Annotated in this window: 17 protein-coding genes; 6 read left to right on the top strand and 11 right to left on the bottom strand. The window is 67.6% G+C overall.

Features of this window, described 5'->3' with window-relative positions; all coding sequences use genetic code 11:
* The 3 genes from FDA38_RS41835 to FDA38_RS41825 all read right to left on the bottom strand — a co-directional run.
* Positions 1–456, bottom strand: a 456-nt coding sequence (locus FDA38_RS41835) for a GNAT family N-acetyltransferase (protein WP_137259663.1), incomplete at its 3' end; no start/stop codon positions are given.
* Between the two features lie 42 nt (positions 457–498).
* On the bottom strand, positions 499–1,575 hold the full coding sequence (locus tag FDA38_RS41830; protein ID WP_202878002.1) for a sensor histidine kinase: 1,077 nt from the start codon (positions 1,573–1,575) through the stop codon (positions 499–501).
* Entirely contained in the window at positions 1,572–2,234 is a 663-nt protein-coding gene (locus FDA38_RS41825) for a response regulator transcription factor (protein WP_137258586.1), read from the bottom strand. The genes FDA38_RS41830 and FDA38_RS41825 overlap by 4 nt, the downstream gene beginning before the upstream one ends.
* Positions 2,235–2,319: 85 nt before the next feature.
* On the opposite strand from FDA38_RS41825, the gene FDA38_RS41820 reads away from it, so the two are divergent.
* Positions 2,320–2,868, top strand: a complete 549-nt coding sequence (locus FDA38_RS41820) for a M15 family metallopeptidase (RefSeq protein ID WP_137258585.1) — start codon at positions 2,320–2,322, stop codon at positions 2,866–2,868.
* A gap of 11 nt (positions 2,869–2,879) precedes the next feature.
* Here FDA38_RS41820 and FDA38_RS41815 read toward each other — a convergent pair whose 3' ends face one another.
* The gene (locus FDA38_RS41815) at positions 2,880–3,401 is read right to left on the bottom strand and encodes a GNAT family N-acetyltransferase (protein ID WP_137258584.1); all 522 of its coding nucleotides are present in this window, start codon (positions 3,399–3,401) and stop codon (positions 2,880–2,882) included.
* A gap of 38 nt (positions 3,402–3,439) precedes the next feature.
* Between FDA38_RS41815 and FDA38_RS41810 the strand changes: the two genes are divergently transcribed.
* The gene (locus FDA38_RS41810) at positions 3,440–4,003 is read left to right on the top strand and encodes a helix-turn-helix domain-containing protein (RefSeq protein ID WP_137258583.1); all 564 of its coding nucleotides are present in this window, start codon (positions 3,440–3,442) and stop codon (positions 4,001–4,003) included.
* Here FDA38_RS41810 and FDA38_RS41805 read toward each other — a convergent pair.
* Both FDA38_RS41805 and FDA38_RS41800 read right to left on the bottom strand, forming a co-directional pair.
* On the bottom strand, positions 3,970–5,526 hold the full coding sequence (locus tag FDA38_RS41805; protein WP_137258582.1) for an FAD-dependent monooxygenase: 1,557 nt from the start codon (positions 5,524–5,526) through the stop codon (positions 3,970–3,972). The genes FDA38_RS41810 and FDA38_RS41805 overlap by 34 nt on opposite strands.
* Before the next feature lie 65 nt (positions 5,527–5,591).
* On the bottom strand, positions 5,592–6,200 hold the full coding sequence (locus FDA38_RS41800; RefSeq protein ID WP_137258581.1) for an acyl-CoA-like ligand-binding transcription factor: 609 nt from the start codon (positions 6,198–6,200) through the stop codon (positions 5,592–5,594).
* Positions 6,201–6,301: 101 nt separating this feature from the next.
* Between FDA38_RS41800 and FDA38_RS41795 the strand changes: the two genes are divergently transcribed.
* The gene (locus tag FDA38_RS41795) at positions 6,302–7,510 is read left to right on the top strand and encodes a TerC family protein (protein WP_137258580.1); all 1,209 of its coding nucleotides are present in this window, start codon (positions 6,302–6,304) and stop codon (positions 7,508–7,510) included.
* On the opposite strand, the gene FDA38_RS41790 is transcribed toward FDA38_RS41795, so the two are convergent.
* The 4 genes from FDA38_RS41790 to FDA38_RS41775 form a co-directional block, all read right to left on the bottom strand.
* Positions 7,500–8,330, bottom strand: a complete 831-nt coding sequence (locus FDA38_RS41790; RefSeq protein WP_137258579.1) for a carbohydrate ABC transporter permease — start codon at positions 8,328–8,330, stop codon at positions 7,500–7,502. The two genes, FDA38_RS41795 and FDA38_RS41790, sit on opposite strands and share 11 nt — an antisense overlap.
* A complete protein-coding gene (locus FDA38_RS41785; protein WP_137258578.1) occupies positions 8,330–9,211 on the bottom strand; it encodes a carbohydrate ABC transporter permease in 882 nt (293 codons plus the stop codon). The genes FDA38_RS41790 and FDA38_RS41785 overlap by 1 nt, the downstream gene beginning before the upstream one ends.
* 76 nt (positions 9,212–9,287) lie before the next feature.
* The gene (locus FDA38_RS41780; protein ID WP_202878001.1) at positions 9,288–10,598 is read right to left on the bottom strand and encodes an extracellular solute-binding protein; all 1,311 of its coding nucleotides are present in this window, start codon (positions 10,596–10,598) and stop codon (positions 9,288–9,290) included.
* 2 nt (positions 10,599–10,600) lie between these two features.
* Entirely contained in the window at positions 10,601–12,427 is a 1,827-nt protein-coding gene (locus FDA38_RS41775) for a glycoside hydrolase family 127 protein (RefSeq protein WP_137258577.1), read from the bottom strand.
* A 124-nt stretch (positions 12,428–12,551) separates the two neighbouring features.
* Between FDA38_RS41775 and FDA38_RS41770 the strand changes: the two genes are divergently transcribed.
* From FDA38_RS41770 to FDA38_RS41760, 3 genes are all read left to right on the top strand, one after another.
* Positions 12,552–13,550 carry a LacI family DNA-binding transcriptional regulator gene (locus FDA38_RS41770; RefSeq protein WP_137258576.1) on the top strand — a complete coding sequence of 333 codons (999 nt, stop codon included), beginning with the start codon at positions 12,552–12,554 and terminating at the stop codon, positions 13,548–13,550.
* A gap of 66 nt (positions 13,551–13,616) precedes the next feature.
* Positions 13,617–14,795 carry a hypothetical protein gene (locus FDA38_RS41765; RefSeq protein WP_137258575.1) on the top strand — a complete coding sequence of 393 codons (1,179 nt, stop codon included), beginning with the start codon at positions 13,617–13,619 and terminating at the stop codon, positions 14,793–14,795.
* A gap of 9 nt (positions 14,796–14,804) precedes the next feature.
* The gene (locus tag FDA38_RS41760) at positions 14,805–15,611 is read left to right on the top strand and encodes a TrmH family RNA methyltransferase (RefSeq protein ID WP_137258574.1); all 807 of its coding nucleotides are present in this window, start codon (positions 14,805–14,807) and stop codon (positions 15,609–15,611) included.
* Here FDA38_RS41760 and FDA38_RS41755 read toward each other — a convergent pair.
* Positions 15,594–16,388 carry a class I SAM-dependent methyltransferase gene (locus tag FDA38_RS41755; RefSeq protein ID WP_137258573.1) on the bottom strand — a complete coding sequence of 265 codons (795 nt, stop codon included), beginning with the start codon at positions 16,386–16,388 and terminating at the stop codon, positions 15,594–15,596. The two genes, FDA38_RS41760 and FDA38_RS41755, sit on opposite strands and share 18 nt — an antisense overlap.
* Positions 16,389–16,451 lie beyond the last annotated feature (63 nt).

The following is a 16,451-nucleotide window of genomic DNA, read 5'->3' as shown; positions in this document are numbered from 1 at the left end:
TTCGTTCGGGTGGGTGCCTTCTACTACGTAGCCGTGGCGTTCGTAGAGGCGGCGGGCGGGGGCGTTGGTGCTGTGGACGTGGAGGCTGATCTTGCGGGCGCCGCGGAGTACGCCCTCGGCCGCGGCTGCGTCCAGGAGTGCCGACGCGACCCCCAGCCGGCGTGCGGTCGGCGCGGTCGCGAGGCCGTTGATCGTCAGTACGCCGGCGCCCTCCGGGAACGGGTACTTGTCCTGCAACCGCAGGTACCCGACGACCTCCCCGTCGTACTCCGCCACCAGATGCGCATCCGGACCAGTCCGCGCGAAGAACGTGTCGGTCAGGGTGTCCTGGTACGACGGGAACCCCGACGACGCGTCCCACGAGACCTGCTCGATCGCGAGCAGCGCGGCATCGTCCTCCTCGACAGCACGTCGTACGGTCACCTGGCGGTCGGCTGAAGGTCGTTCGTCACTCACCGCACCATCCTCCCCCGCAGACCGGGCCAATCACTTGCCGGGTCAGGCATCCACCTCGGGCAGTACGACGGTCGCGGTCAGCCCACCGTCGACGTTCGCGACCAGCTCCAGCCGCCCGTGATGGACCTCGACGATCCGATCCACCAGTGCGAGCCCCAACCCGTGCCCGGCGCCGTACCTGCTCTTCGCGAACGGTTCCACGAACGTCCGCACCACGGCCGGCTCGAGCACCGCCCCGTCGTTCCGTACGACGAGCCTCCCGCGCCCGACCGTGACCTCGGCGGCGCCGCCGCCGTGACGGATCGCGTTCTGCACCAGGTTCGTCACCAGCTGATGCAGCAGCACATCGTTGCCCTCCACAACGGACTCTTGGATGTCGGACGACAGCGTCACCCCGGACTCGGCCGCCTCCGCCGAGAGCGCCGGCCACGCGGACCGCAGTACCGCGGCAAGATCGACCGGGTCCAGCTCCACCTCGCGGTTGCTCAGCGCCGTCAGACTGAGCAGCGTCTCGACGATGTTGATCCCGCGCTGATTCGTCTCCGCCAGCCGCTTCACCAGCTGCGGCACGTCCTGATGCTCCGGATCCGCCTGCGCCACGTCGAGCATCGTCTTCATCACCGCGTGCGGGGTCCGCAACTCGTGCGAGGCGTTGGCCGCGAACCGCCGGTACTGCTCGAACGACTGCTGCAACCGCTCCAGCATCTCGTCGAACGTGTCCGACAGATCGGTGAACTCGTCCCGGATGCCGGTCAGCCCGATCCGATGATCGAGCGACCCGCTCGCCGCCTTCCGCGCCGCGGCGGTGATGTCCTGCAGCGGCTTGAGCATCCGGCCCGCGAGGAACCATCCGCCGACGAGCCCGATGATCGCCAGGAACCCCAGCGCCCATCCGGACAGCGTCACCACCAGGTGGAGGATCTCGCCGCGGGTCGGCGCGGGCTCTTGGTCGCGTGGGTTGGCGGCGGTGAGCGGGTAGTTCGGCACGATCCGGAAGACGAGCCAGATGATGCACGCGACCACGGCGCCGGCGACGACGAGCAGCCCCGCGTAGCTCAGCGTCAGCCGCAGCCGGACCGTCAGCCGCGGCCGCCACGTCATCAGCCGTTCGTCGCTCACGACTCACCGATCCGGTAGCCGACGCCGGGCACGGTGTGGATCACCCACGGATCCCCCAGCCGCTTCCGCAACGCCGAGATCGTGAGTCGTACTGCGTTGCTGAACGGGTCCGCGTTCTCGTCCCAGGCCTTCTCCAGCAGCGTTTCCGCGCTGATGACTCCACCTCGAGCCGCCATCAGCACCTCGAGTACGGCGAACTGCTTGCGCGCGAGCTTCACGTATCGGCCGGAGCGGTACACCTCGCGCCGGTACGGGTCGAGGCGCACTCCGGCGTACTCGATGATCGTCGGTGTGGCGGCGGCGGGTCGGCGTACCAGAGCTCTGAGGCGTACGACGAGCTCGCGCAGCTCGAACGGTTTGGTCAGGTAGTCGTCGGCGCCGAGCTCGAACCCGACGACCTTGTCGTCGAGATCGCCGGCCGCGGTCAGCATCAGCACACGGCATCCGATGCCTTGCGCAACAATCCGCCGGCAGACCTCGTCGCCGCTGATGCCGGGGAGATCGCGGTCGAGGACGACCACGTCGTACGCGTTGACCGTCACGGATTCCAGCGCGGCGTTGCCGTCGAACGCCAGATCGGCCGCGATCGCCTCCAGACGCAGCCCCGCCTGGATCGCCTCGGCGAGATAGACCTCGTCCTCGACGACCAGCACCCTCATAGCAACCATTGAACCAGGCCGCGTATCGAAAACGTATCCGGATTTGCAGACGCTCTCGCAACATCGCCTTGGATGAACTGTCAGCATGCTGACCGATCACCGCACCACCGTCGTAGCGATTGTTGCCACAGTCACCTGTCTGGGGCTGACCTCGTGCACAGCGGCCTCCGCCCAGGACGACGCAACCCCGAGTGGGCCGCCCCGCGCGGCGGACGGCGTCCTCCCCGACCACACCTCGGCCTACGACACCGACCTCCCCGGCATCGCCAAGCTCGACCCCGCCCTCCGCAAAGCAGTCCAGCAAGCCGAAACCGCCATGAACCACGACGGCATCAAGATGCAGGTCACGACGGGCTGGCGCAGCAAGAAGTACCAGCAAGAGCTCCTGGACAAAGCAATCCGCAAATACGGCACTAAGAAAAAGGCCCTCGAATACGTAGCCGAACCAGACGAATCCCACCACGTAACCGGCCACGCCGTAGACATAGGCCCCACCAACGCCGACGACTGGCTAACCCGCCACGGCAACCGCTACGGCCTATGCCAAACCCTCACCAACGAAATCTGGCACTTCGAACTAGCCACCAAACCAGGCGACGACTGCCCACCAATGACAGACCCCACCAAGAACTAACAGACACCCGGCTAGCTGGGTTCGGCGGGTGGGTCGGGGAGGATTGCTAGGGGGCGTTGGACCCAGGTGACGTCGTGCCAGTTGTTGAGTTTCCAGCCGATGTTTCGGTAGGTGCCGATGGGTTCGAAGCCCAGCGACTTGTGGAGGCCTTCGCTGGCTGGGTTGGGGAGGGTCATGCCGGCTACGGCGGTGCGGTAGCCGCGGGTGGTGAGGCGGGTGAAGAGGGCTTCGTAGAGGGCGCGGCCGGTGCCGGTGCGGCGGCGGCCTGGTTCCAGGTAGACGCTGACTTCGCAGGACCAGCGGTACGCAGCGCGTGGTTTCATCGGGCCGCCGTACGCGTAGCCGATGACGCGGTCCTCGTCCTCGGCGACCAGCCAGGCGTGGGTCGATTGGGCCTGAGCGATCCGGTCGGCCATCTCCGCGGGGCTGGGCGGGTCGATCTCGAAGGTGATGGCGGAGTCGGTGACGTAGGGGGCGTAGATCGCCGCGCAGGCCTCGGCGTCGGCGGCCGAGGCGTCTCTAACCTGAACCATGGCACGATAGTAGCCACAATTGCCGCTATAGTGGCAACGTGATTGACGATCTGTCTCGATCTCTGGCCTCGACCGTGCAGCAGGCGCGTACGGCGCTGGACCTGTCTGTCAACGCGCTCGCCGAGCGGTCGGGGGTGTCGCGGGCGATGATCGGGAAGATCGAGCGGGGCGAGGCGCAGCCCACCGCCGTACTGCTGGGGAAGTTGTCGGGTGCGCTCGGTATGACGTTGTCCGAGCTGGTCGCCCGCGCGGAGAACACCGGGGAGCTGCTGCGACGGGCGGAGGATCAGCCGGTCTGGACAGACCCGATCACCGGATACCACCGGCGCGCGGTGTCCCCGGTGACCGAATCATCGTTGGAGCTGGTCGAAGTCGAGCTCCCGGCGGGAGCGTCGGTCTCGTATCCGGCCGACGCATACATCTTCAAATACCAGCAGCTGTGGATCCTCGACGGACATCTCCGCTTCCATGAAGGGCGGCAGGTCCACGAACTACACACCGGCGACTGCCTGCAGCTCGGGCCACCCTCGGCAACAACCTTCCACAACCCAGGTACGACGCCGTGCCGCTACCTCGTCGCACTCGTCAAAGGCCGCGCCTGAATCCACACAGCAAGCGCATCGCGCAGCCCGTCTCGCTCAGCATCTCCATCAGCCTCCGCAGCCCAAGCGACGTAACCGTCGGGCCGGATGAGCAAGGCAATCTGACGATCGCTGCTACCGGTGATCACGTCGATCTGGTCAGGCACGGCTGTTGCCGCGAAGGTGCCGGCCGGGGTCAGGTCCAGGAGGAGCGGGCGGCCCGCGCGCATCAACTCGGCCAAGCGCACGGGGGACGACTCAGGCGCGAGCGAAGAGGAGGCCGCCTGCTCGATCACCAGGTCGGGTGCCCACCTTCCCACCAGCGGGTGGGCGCCCGCGTGGTAGCGGATGTCGGCGCCGGTGATTAGGTCGGCGATTCGTTGGACGTTTCGTGGTTCGGTGAAGAGTTCGGCGAAGAGTTGCCGCAAGGCGGTGACCTCGTTGCCGGGGGCAATTAGTGCGGTTTGGGCCTGGGTTTGCATCACGACTCGCTCGCCTACCGGGCGTCGCTCCGACTCGTAGGTGTCCAGCAAGCCCGCGGGGGCTGTGCCCTTCACCTCGGCGGCCAGTTTCCAGCCGAGGTTGATCGCGTCTTGTAGGCCAAGGTTCAACCCAGGCCCGCCCATCGCCGAGTGAACGTGGGCCGCATCGCCGACCAACAGCACCCGCCCTTCGCGGTACCGGTCCGCCAGCCGGCTGTTACCTCCGACGAGCCGCCGCAACAACCGCGGCCCGTCACCCTCCGGCGGCGTCAACGGAACATGCACACCGAGCACGCGATCCGCGCTCGCCTGCAGCTCCTCGAAAGTCATCTCACCGGCATCACCCGGATCGTCCCACTCCCCCGTGCTCACAGCTTGACGACCAGGGAACGGCGCGAACACGAACATCCCCCGCTCCGTCCGATGATGCATGAACGGCGGGATCACGCCGTACCCCGGAATCGTCAGCGCACCGGTCTCCGGATCGATGAGCTCCGGCGGCACCAGGGCACTCGCCGTACGGGAGACCATGCGGTCGTTGGTCACGCCGGGGAAATCGATACCGGCGAGCTTGCGGGTGAGGCTGTGGCCGCCGTCGGCGCCGACGAGATAGCGGGTCCGCAGCTCGTACACACCGTCCGGACCGGTGACCTCGACGGTGACCGAGTCCGCATCCTGCGACAGACCGGACAACTCGTGGCCCGGACGAATCTCGGCGCCGAGCTCCAGCGCCCGCTCGCGGAGTACAGCCTCGACCCGGACCTGAGGCACCGGCAGCAGATACACGGGGTTGTCCTCGAGCTCCGCGAGCGGCAGCTCCATCGCCCCGAAGATGTACGCCGCTTGCGGTTGCGGCGGACCTGGCGTACCGGCGAGACGCTCGTACAGCCCGCGTCGGTCGAGCATCCGCACAACCTGGCCGACGAGACCGTTGGCTCGCGGGATGGAGTTCGGTTCGGGCAGTCGCTCCAGCACCAGGGGCTGAACCCCGGCCAGGCGCAGTTCGATGGCGAGCATGAGGCCGTTCGGTCCGGCCCCGGCAATGATGACTTCAGCATCCATGACGTTCCTCCATTTGGGCATGACTGACCACCCCGGCGACTGACCGGGGGAATCAAGAAGTTGGTTTATTCAGGCACTGGCAGGCCGGCCTCGATCTGGTCGAGCGCCTCGGTCAGCAGGTCGGCGATCGAGCGGGGCGGATCGGCCCGCATCCACTCGGCCATCACGACCCCTCGGGCCGCGCCGATCACATCGGCGACGAGCCGCGGATACATTCCCGTGATCCCGGTCCGCTCGGCGATGGCGGCCGCCATCTCCTCGCCGACCCGTGCGTAGGCGAGCACGATCGCACCCTGCAGTGCGGGCTCGGTCATCATCAACCGGATGCCCTTGAGCCACTGCTCGTCCGGCGGCCGCCGGCTGCCGTGGCCCTCCTCGCCGAGCGCGAAATGGGCCTCGATCGCGGCCCGGATCGCCACCCACAGCGGTTCGTCGGCGGGCCGCGCCCGGAGCTCCTCGGCGATCTTCAGGCTGCGATCCACCTCGCGCGCGGCGATCGCATCCGCCTTGCTGTCGAAGTAGTTGCGGAACGTCCGCAGCGAGACCCCGGCCTCGGCGGCGATGTCCTCGATCCGGACCGCGCCGTACCCGCGCTCGACGGCGAGCCGGACCGCCGCCCAGCTCAACGCGATCCGCGTCTCCTGCTTCTTCCGCTCCCGCAACCCTTCGGCCATGACACGACCGTAGCAGAAGTTGCCGAAAGAGCAAAGATGCCTTTTAGGCAATTTCATCCCAACCCGGGAATCCCACCAGCCGGCCATGGTTGGGTTACGACATGACGGTGTCCCCGCTGGTCTGGGTGCTGACCTTGGTCGCGATCGTCGGCCTGCTGCTGTTCGACTACTTCTTCCACGTCCGGTCGGCGCACGTCCCGACGTTGCGCGAAGCCGCGGTCTGGTCCGCGCTGTACGTCGGGATCGCGGTGCTGTTCGGTCTCGGCACGCTCGTCATCGGCGGCACCGAGATGGGTTCGGAGTACTTCGCCGGGTACGTCACGGAGAAGGCGCTCTCGGTCGACAACCTGTTCGTGTTCCTGATCATCATGACCGGCTTCCGGGTGCCGCGGGAGAACCAGCAGAAGGTGCTGCTGGTCGGGATCGTGGTCAGCCTGATCGCCCGGGCCGCGTTCATCTTCGCCGGCTCCGCGCTGCTGAACACGTTCTCCTGGGTGTTCTACCTGTTCGGGGTCGCGCTGCTGCTGACCGCCGGCAACATGCTCAAGCCGGAGACCGAGGAGTCGCACCAGGCGCAGAACATCGTCGTACGGCTGGCCCGCCGGCTGTTCCGGACCAGCGAGGAGTACGACGGGGACCGGCTGACCACGGTGGTCGACGGCCGCCGGATGCTGACGCCGATGCTGCTGGTGATGGTCGCGATCGGCGCCACCGACCTGCTGTTCGCGCTCGACTCGATCCCGGCGATCTTCGGCCTGACCCAGAACGTGTACGTCGTGTTCACCGCGACCGCGTTCAGCCTGCTCGGCCTGCGGCAACTGTTCTTCCTGCTCGACGGCCTACTGGACCGGCTGATCTACCTGTCGTTCGGGCTGGCCGCGATCCTGATGTTCATCGGCGCGAAGCTGATCCTGCACGCACTGCACGAGAACAACCTGCCGTTCGTGAACGGCGGCGAGCCAGTCGAGGTGGTCGAGATCAGCACCGGCCTCTCGCTGGCGGTGATCCTGGTCGTCCTGCTGATCACGATCTTCGCCTCACTGTTCAGTACCCGCGGCCGGACGCAGACCGCGATGGCCCACATCCGCCGCGACGCGAACGCGTACCTCGACCCCGAGTACACCGACGACCCGGACGAGCGCGAACGCGTCTTCCAACGCCTCCTCCGCGCCCGCGACCACATCACCGAACTGGGTCCGAAGGCCAAGCAGCACGTCCTGAACGAAGCCGACCTGATGGCCCTCTGCCGCGAGGTCGGCGAGGCCCACGCCGCCGCCCACGCCGACCACGAGATCCGCCCTAGCCTTTGACAGCGCCGGAGGCGAGTCCACTCACATAGAACCGCTGCAGCCCGACGTACAGCACCACGCACGGAATCATCGCGATCACGGCCCCCGCGACGAGCGAGCCGAAGTTGATCTCGCCGTAGGCGCCTGCCTGGACGTTCACCAACGCGACCGGCAACGTGTACAGCTCGTCCTTGGTCAGGAAAGTGAGCGCGCCCAGGAACTCGGTCCAGGCGGCCAGGAAAGCGTAGAGGGCGACGGTGGCGGCGCCGGGCATGATGAGTGGCCGGAGGACCGAGCCGAGCATCCGGAATGTTCCGCAGCCGTCGACGTGGGCGGAGTCCTCGAGCTCGACCGGGACCGAGGCGAAGGAGTTGCGCATCACGAAGACGCCGAACGGCAGGTTGACCGTGGTGTAGAACAGCACGAGGCCGAAGAGGCTGTCGGTGAGCCGGAGGGTGTTCATCTCCAGGTAGAGCGGGGTCAGGATCGCCTGGAACGGGATCATCATCGAGACGACCACGAGCGCGAACAGCACCGGCGCACTGCGGAAGCGGAACCGCGCGAAGCCGTAGCCGGCGAACGTCGCCAGCAGCGCCGTCAAGATCGCGGTGCTCAGAGCAACGATCAAGCTGTTGCCGACGGCCCGGATCAAGTTGCCCGGTCCCTCGATCAACGTCCGGAAGTTGCCCCAGGTCAGATGGAAGAACGTCGATGCGTTCGGAGCCGCGACGATCACATCGTTCGGTTGCACCGAGCGGAAGAGTGCCCACAGCAACGGTACGGCGAAGACCAGGAACGCGCCGCTACCGCCGATGACGTAGAAGGTGTTCTTGAGTCTCATCAGTCCTTCTCCCGAAGCAGCCGGAACTGGGCGGCGGTGACGAGGCCGACCACGATGACGAGCACGATCGACAGCGCGGTCGCGGCACCGAGCTGCAGCTGAACGAAGGCCCGGTTGTAGATGTACTGGACCACCGTCGTGGTGTCGGTACCCGGGCCGCCGCGGGTCAGGATGTAGAACTGCGAGAACGCGAGCAGCGAGCCGATCACCGAGATGATCACGGCCATCGCGATCGTCCGTCGCAGGATCGGGATCGTGATCTCCCGCTCGGTCTTCCACCAGCCGGCGCCGTCCAGCTCGGCCGACTCGTAGTACTCCCGCGGGATCGCCTGCATGCCGGCCATCAGCAGCATCATCGTCAGTCCGCTGACCGCCCAGATCACCAGCACGCAGATCAGCCCGGTGGCGAGCGGTCCGTCCACCAGCCAGGCCGTCGTACCGTCGGTGATGCCGAGCTTCTTCAGCACGATGTTGATCACGCCGCTCTCCGGCTGCGCCTCGAGGACCGTGACGAAGCTGAGCGTCGACAGCCCGACGACGAACGGGAGGAAGAAGACCGTACGCAACAGCGTGGAGCCGCGGCGCTTACGGCGTACCAGGACTGCTAGCGCGTAGCCGAGCACCAGGATCGGCCCGGTCACGATGACCGTGTACAGCAAGGTGTAGAGAACGGACTTGGCGAACGCGGCGTCGGAGACGATCGCGGTGTAGTTCTTCAGTCCGCTGAACTTCACCGAGCCGATCAACGGCCAGTTGGTCAGCGAGATCACCAACGCGAACCCGAGCGGCACCAGTACGAAGACGCCGACGAAGAGAACCGCGGGGGTGACCAACAACAGCCCGGTTCGTCCCGGGTGCGTCAACGATCGCGGCAAACTCATCGTCGTCCTCGCTTCGCTCCGGGCGCCGATGAGGCACGAGGTACGCAGTGTTGAATGATGAACTCGCTACGCTCGTTCATGCCTGCCCCTGCTTCAGAATTCGGTCGTAGTTCTGCTGGGCTTCCTTCATCGCGGCCTCCAGTTCGCCGTCGAACACCGCGCGGCGGAACATCTGCAGCCACGGCCCGTCCGGCTGGTTGTAGAGGAGGTTGTAGGACAGCGTGGTCGGCGCGTACCCCTCCTGGATGCGCTCCAGCGGCAGCGTCGCCAACGGGTACTTCTTCGCGAACTCCGGGGTCCGCGCATCGGACCGTACCGGCGTGTACCCACCGGCCGGCAGATCGATCTGTTGCGGCAGATCCAGCGCGAACCGCACGAACTCCCACGCCCCCGATGCATTGCGAGCGCCGCGTGGGATACACATGTTGTCGCCGCCGTCGAAGAACGCCGCACCGCCGTCCGGCCCGGACAACAGCCGCGGCGTGACCTTCTTGTGGAACGCGTCGTCGGACGCCGACACGACCACGCTGTAGTTCGACGGGAAGATGCCGACCTTGCCGGCCCGGAAGTCGCTGCCCCACCGGGACGCGTCGTCGGAGAAGTTTGCCCTCGGCACCAATCCGTCGACCCACAACTGCCGGTGCAGCTCGAGCATCCGCTGCACCACGTCGTTCCCGACGATGTGCCCGGACTGGCTGCCGATCGTGCCCTGGATCAGGTCGGTGTCGGCGGCCCAGATCATCGGCTGTACGACGAAACCGAGCGCGCCCGGGCTGTTCGCCGGGAAGCTCCACGCGTAGATGTCGTCGCCGAGCTTGCGGAGCTTCCGGGCCGCGTCGAGCAGGTTGTCGAACGACTTCACCGCCTCGTCCGGATCGACGTCGGCGCGGTCGCACAGCTCGGTGTTGAACCAGAACATCGAGTTGTCGGCGAGGTACGGAACGCCGTACACACGCTCGTCCTTCGTCGCCAGCCGCAGGTGGCCCGGGCTGAGTTTGTCCCGGAAGTCCAGCGCGGCCAGCGGTTCGGTCAGGTCGGTGAACGCGTCGCGGTAGATGAACAGCATCGAGTTGATGTCGTCGATGTCGACCAGGTCCGGCACACTCCGGCCGCGGATCGCGGTCGCCAGCTTGGTCACGTACTGCGCGTCCAGGACCGGCGTCAGCTCGACCGTGAGCCGGTCCTGGGACGCGTTGAACTTCTTCACCAGGTCCGTCAGACCGGTCTGGGTCGCCGCCCGGCACCACACCTGCACGGTGCCGGTGGCCTCCTGCCCGAAACCCGCCGCCTGGACGTCGGGTTCGGGCAGGACCGAGCTGCAGCCCGGAAGCAGACCGGCCGTGGTCGCTCCGGCCGCGAGGCCGAGGAACTGCCGACGCGTGACCACGATCAGCCCCTGGGCAGCCAGACACGCATGGCACCGATCTCCCGGTTCGCCCACGCGTAATACGGCACCGCCACGACCTCGACCTCGTCACCGGTGGCGTCCTCGACCCCGGGCCGGAAGGACCAGCCGGGTTGATGTCCAACCCCAACACGTCCCTGGGCTCTCAGCACAGTCACCCCGTCCAGAAGCTCCGAAGTCTCAGCAGTAGGTGCCTCGGGCAACAGATGTACGTCGTCCACGTTCGCGGAGTTGTCCGCCTGCTCGACGGCGTACACGAGCGGACCACGCTCGAGAGCAACACAGCCGCGAACCGCGTCGATCCGGGGATCTGCGCCGACCACCCTGGGCTGCAGCGGTAGCTGGAGGTTGATATCGGTGCCGGTGACGCGGGCGTACGTGCCGGGTTCGGCGGGCTCGCCGTTGACGGTGGCACCTTCTGCCCACGCAGGAATGCGGAGTTCGACAACGGTCGGTTTCGGAGCCGTGATGCGGACCGTGCCGTCCCACGGGTAGGCGGTCTCCACCTGCAGATCGCCGATCACACCGGTTGCGTACTGGTGGATCTGGATGGCGTCGTCGGTGGTGGTCGCCAGGTAGCCGTCGAGGCTCGACAGCGTGCGCATGATGTTCGGCGGGCAGCAGGCGCAGTCGAACCAGCCGCGCCGACCGTGCGCCGGGCTCCGTCCGTTGTCCGGGTGCGCCGCCCCGCGCAGCTGCAGCGGGTTCACATAGAAGTACTCCGTACCCGACAGCGACACACCTGCGAGAAACCCGTTGTAGAGCATCCGCTCGATCGCGTCCGCGTACGACGCCTCGCCCGTCGCCAGCAGCATCCGCCACGCCCACTGGATCCCGCCGATCGCCGCACACGTCTCGGCGTACGCGCGGTCCGTCGGCAGCTCGTACTCGTCGCCGAACGCCTCGCCCTCCCAACGCGCACCGAGACCACCGGTGACGTACGTCTTGGTCGACCACATGTGGTCGAACTGCCGCTTCAGCGCCTCGAGCAGCTCGGCGTCGTCGGTCTCCAGCGCGACGTCGGTCGCGCCCGCGGCAAGGTAGACCGCGCGGACCGAGTGCCCCTCGACCGTGGTCGCCTCGCGGACCGGGACGCGGTCGGAGAAGTACGTCGGCGAGTGGCCGTGGTTCTCGATGATCCCGTGACCGCGCGCCTCGACGAACCACTTGGCCAGGTCGAGGTACGCCGCCGTACCCGTTTCTCGATAAAGCTCGACCAGGGCCATCTCGATGACCGGGTGACCGTCGACGTCAACGGTCTTGCCGTCGCCGAACGTCGCGACCAGATGATCCGCGAGCTTGGTTGCGACGTCGAGCAGAGCGGTATCGCCGGTGCAGCGGACCTGCGCGACCGCGGCCTGGATCAGGTGGCCGGCGCAGTAGTGCTCGTGGCTCCAGACGAGCTGCTGGTACCGGCCCTCGTCGCCGTACCGGAGCTGGACGACCGAGTCGAGGTACCCGTCCTCGCGCTGCGCGGCCGCGACCACCGCGGTCAGGTCGCGGATGCGCTTGAGCAGGTCCTCGTCAGGGTTGCGCCCGTACTCCCAGGCCGCGGCCTCGAGCCACTTGTAGACGTCGGAGTCGGCGAAGATCGGGCCGATCGCCTCGCCCTCGCCGATCCCCGCGGCGAGGCGGAGGTTCTGCAGGTTGCCGGCCTTCTCGAGCTGGTCCTGGCCGCTGGGGATCGCGTCCAGACCGTTGCGGGTCTGCCGTGGCGCCCAGAAGCCACCGGTGATCGTGGCCTGGCCGAGTCCGAGCGGGCGGCGGCGCCCCTTGGTGCTGGCGGCCGGGCTGCGGGGGGCTGCGCTCATATCGCGTGTCTCCTGAAGTTTAGGAAAATCGGGAACACGTTTTCCTGCACGAAGGTAGAGCCGCTGCAGCACAACGTCAACCCTTGGGGCTAGACTTCCGGAAACCCCGGAAAGGAGTTGCCGGATGGCGTCATCACTGCGCTCGCAGCCTCGGATCACCGATGTGGCCGCGTTGGCGGGTGTCTCCACGAGCACGGCGTCGAAGGCGCTCAACGACACCGGCCAGCTCCGCGAGGAGACCCGCGAGCGCGTACGCCGGGCCGCCGAGCAGCTCGGATTCACGCCGGACAGCCGCGGCCGGGCGTTGTCGTCCGGGCGGAGCTTCACGGTCGGGCTGATCACCACCGACAGCTCCGGCCGCTTCAGCATCCCGATCATGCTCGGCGCCGAGGACGCACTGAGCGCCGGCGAGATGGCGCTCGTCCTGTGCGACACCCGCGACGACCCGCTCCGCGAGCAGCACTACCTGAAGTCGTTGGTGTCCCGCCGGGTCGACGGCATCATCGTCACGGGTCGGCGGACCGAGCCGCGGGCGCCGATCGACGTACCGATCCCGGTGATCTACGCGTTCAGCCCGTCGACCGATCCGGACGACACGTCGGTGATCGTCGACGACCACGGCGGCGCCGGCTCGGCCGTGCGCCACCTGTTGTCACTCGGCCGCTCGAAGATCGCGTACGTCACCGGGCCGGACTCCCACCACAGCGCGCGGGTCCGCGCCGCCGCCACCATCGAGGCCGCGGGCGACGCGTTCGCCGGCGAGCCGCTGCACGGCGAGTGGAGCGAACGCTGGGGCCGGCACGCGGTCGACGTACTGCTGCGCGCGCAACCCGCCGTCGACGCGATCGCCTGCGGAAGCGACCAGATCGCTCGCGGGGTCTGCGACCGTCTGCGCGAGCTGAGCCGCTCGGTCCCGGACGACATCGCGGTCACCGGCTACGACAACTGGTCGGTGATGGCGCTCGCCAGCCGGCCGCCGCTGACCACCGTCGACATGGAGCTCGAGGAGCTCGGCCGCCGTACGGCGAACCTCCTCCTCGACGCGATCGCCGGCTCGGCCCATCCCGGCCCGATGGAACTCCCCACCCGCCTGATCACCCGCGAATCGACGCTGGGCACCTGACCTGGGCACCTGAACGTCACCTCGGCGACTCCCAGTAGTCGCCGAACGCCCCCTAGATTGGTGCGGGTGCTGCGCAAGCTCGTGATCGGCGTAGCGGTGATCGCCACTCTGGTGGCGGGGGTGGGCACCGCACGCCTGGTTCTTGATCCCACCGGTGGCGTAGTGAAACAGCTGGCGTTCCTGCGCGCCGAGATCTCGGGCGGAGCCGATCGGGCCGCGCAGAAACAGTTTCCGGAAGGCTATTTCTTTCTGAACGCGCTCTACGGTCTCAGCTGGGTCCAGGTCGGCCTCGACGATCCAGTACGGTCCGCCGATGCGACCGCCGAGGTCCGCTGGTCCCTCGACCGACTCGCCTCCGCCGACGGTACGGCGCCGTTCGACGCGTCGCTGCAACCGCAGTACGGCGTCTTCTACGCGGGCTGGACGAACTGGCTGCGTGGCGGTCTGATCGCGCTCGGCCATTCCGACGCGGCCGACCTCGACACGTTCACCAGCGAGTCGGTCGAGCTCGCCACCGCGTTCCGGACCGCGAAGACGCCGTTCCTCGCGGCGTACCCGGGTCAGGCCTGGCCGGTCGACTCGGCTGTCGCGATCGCTTCCCTCCGCCAGTACGACGCGTTGATCGCGCCGCGGTTCGGGCAGATCGCCCGGAACTGGGTGACGATGGCGAAGACCAAGCTCGATCCAGCGACCGGGCTGCTGCCACACCAGGTGGCGCCCCAGCTGTCGGGTGCGCGCGGTTCGTCGCAGGCGATGATCCAGCGCTTCCTGGTCGACATCGACCCGACGTTCGCGCGCACGCAGTACGAGATCTTCAAGGACAAGTTCGTCACCGGGGCCGGCGTCCGCGAGTACCCGAAGGGCACCGGCGGTAAGGGCGATGTCGACTCCGGGCCGCTGGTGCTCGGGATGAGTCTGTCGGCGACAGTGGTCGCGATGGGTGCGGCGCGGGTGCACAACGATCCGCTCGGCGACCGGCTCTCGCGTGAAGGTGAGCTGATCGGGCTGCCGTTCAGCGGGCTGAAGACCAAGCGGTACGTGTTCGGGGCGGTGCCGATCGGGGATGCGTTCCTGGCCTGGTCGACCTCCGCCCGGCCGTTGGTCGCACCCGAGCAGCCGAGGCTCGACGGCGGCTCGGGCTGGTGGCGGCTTCCGTGGTTGGTCGTGCTCTGGTTGCCGGCGTTGATCCTGTGGGGCGCGCTCCGGCTCAGGCACCGCGGCCGACGACGGAGGCGTGCCCACTAAGGTGGTTCTGTGCAACGGATCTCGTCGCGGAACGCCAGGTTCCAGGTGTGGCAGGCGTCGCTGACCAATCGGACCAAGCGGCAGCGCGCCGGCGAGTTCCTGGTCCAGGGCGTCCGGCCGATTTCTGTTGCCGTAGACAACGGTTGGCCGGTGCGGACGGTGATCACCGACGCCTCCCGGCCGCTGTCGAAATGGGCGTCCGAGTTGCTGCAGCGCCTGCCTGATGTCGAGCGGGTCGCGATGGCGCCCGAGCTGCTGGCGGAGCTCGGCGAGAAGGACGATCCCGAGCTGATCGCCGTACTCGAGCTGCCCGCCGACGATCTCGATCGGATCCCGGTCGGGCCGGAGTTCCTCGGCGTCGTGTTCGACCGGCCGACCGGGCCGGGGAACATCGGGTCGATCATCCGGTCCGCGGACGCGTTCGGCGCCGACGGCCTGATCGTCACCGGACATGCGGCCGATGTGTACGACCCGAAGGCGGTCCGCGCGACGACGGGCTCGCTGTTCGCGGTTCCCGCCGTACGCGCACCTTCCCATCGCGAGGTGCTCGACTGGGTACGACGTTCATCCGTGCCGATCGTTGTCGTCGGCACCGATGAGCACGGGCCGACCGACGTCTACGACTTCGACTTCACGCAGCCCGTCCTGCTGCTGATCGGCAACGAGACGGCCGGTCTGAGCACGGCGTGGAGAGAAGCAGCCGACCACCTGGTCCGCATCCCCATCACCGGCTCAGCCAGCTCGCTCAACGCGGCCAACGCCGCAACCGCAGTGCTGTACGAGATCTCGCGCCAGCGTTCACGCGCGGCACAGTAGCTCGGCGTGCAGGATCGAAATCGTCGCGTCCGGCGTGGCCGTCCAGGTCCGCCAGGCTTGCGAGATCGCCTCTAGCTGCTGCTCCGGTACGCCGGCTGCCCGGGCTTGATCCGCGAGCGCGGACTTGAGAATGCGGTCCGCCCACATGCCGCCCCAGAACGCACGATCCTCGGGGTTGGTGAACGCCCAGGTCGACGTGGTCGCATCGACGTGCTCGAAACCGGCAGCGAGAGCCCAGGACAGTAGACGCCGACCGGCATCCGGTTCGCCGCCGTTGGCACGGGCCATCCGCTGGTAGAGCGCCATCCACTCGTCCAGCTCGGGCAGCTCCGGATACCAGACGAAACCGTGGTAATCCGAGTCGCGTACGGCGACGATCCCGCCCGGCTTGCAGACCCGGCGCATCTCGCGCAACGCCTGCACGGGATCTGCGACATGCTGCAAGACCTGGTGCGCATGTACGACGTCGTACGTGTCGTCCGGCAGGTCCAGCGCGTGCACGTCGCCGACGACGAAGTCCACCTCGAGGTCCAGGTCGGCGAACGTCGCCTTGGTGATGTCGAGAGCGGCGTCGTTGGCTTCCAGCGCCGTGGTCCGGCCGGGCTCGACCAGGCGGGCGAGGTCGGCGGTGATCGTGCCGGGACCGGCGCCGACGTCGAGCAACGACATCCCCGGCCGCAGGTGCGCCAGCAGATAGCCGGCCGAATTCTCGGCGGTGCGCCAGGTGTGCGATCGCAGTACCGACTCGTGATGTCCGTGTGTGTACACGTTGTTCATCCCAGGCTCCTTTGCCCTCTCTCAACAGTCTCCACGCTAATCCACAATCTTGATTTATGAGAC

Origin of the sequence: Kribbella jiaozuonensis, from assembly GCF_005233875.1 — a bacterium.
Lineage (GTDB): Bacteria > Actinomycetota > Actinomycetes > Propionibacteriales > Kribbellaceae > Kribbella > Kribbella jiaozuonensis.
Note: the sequence above shows the minus strand (reverse complement) of the source record. Positions and strands in the feature narration are given on the sequence as shown.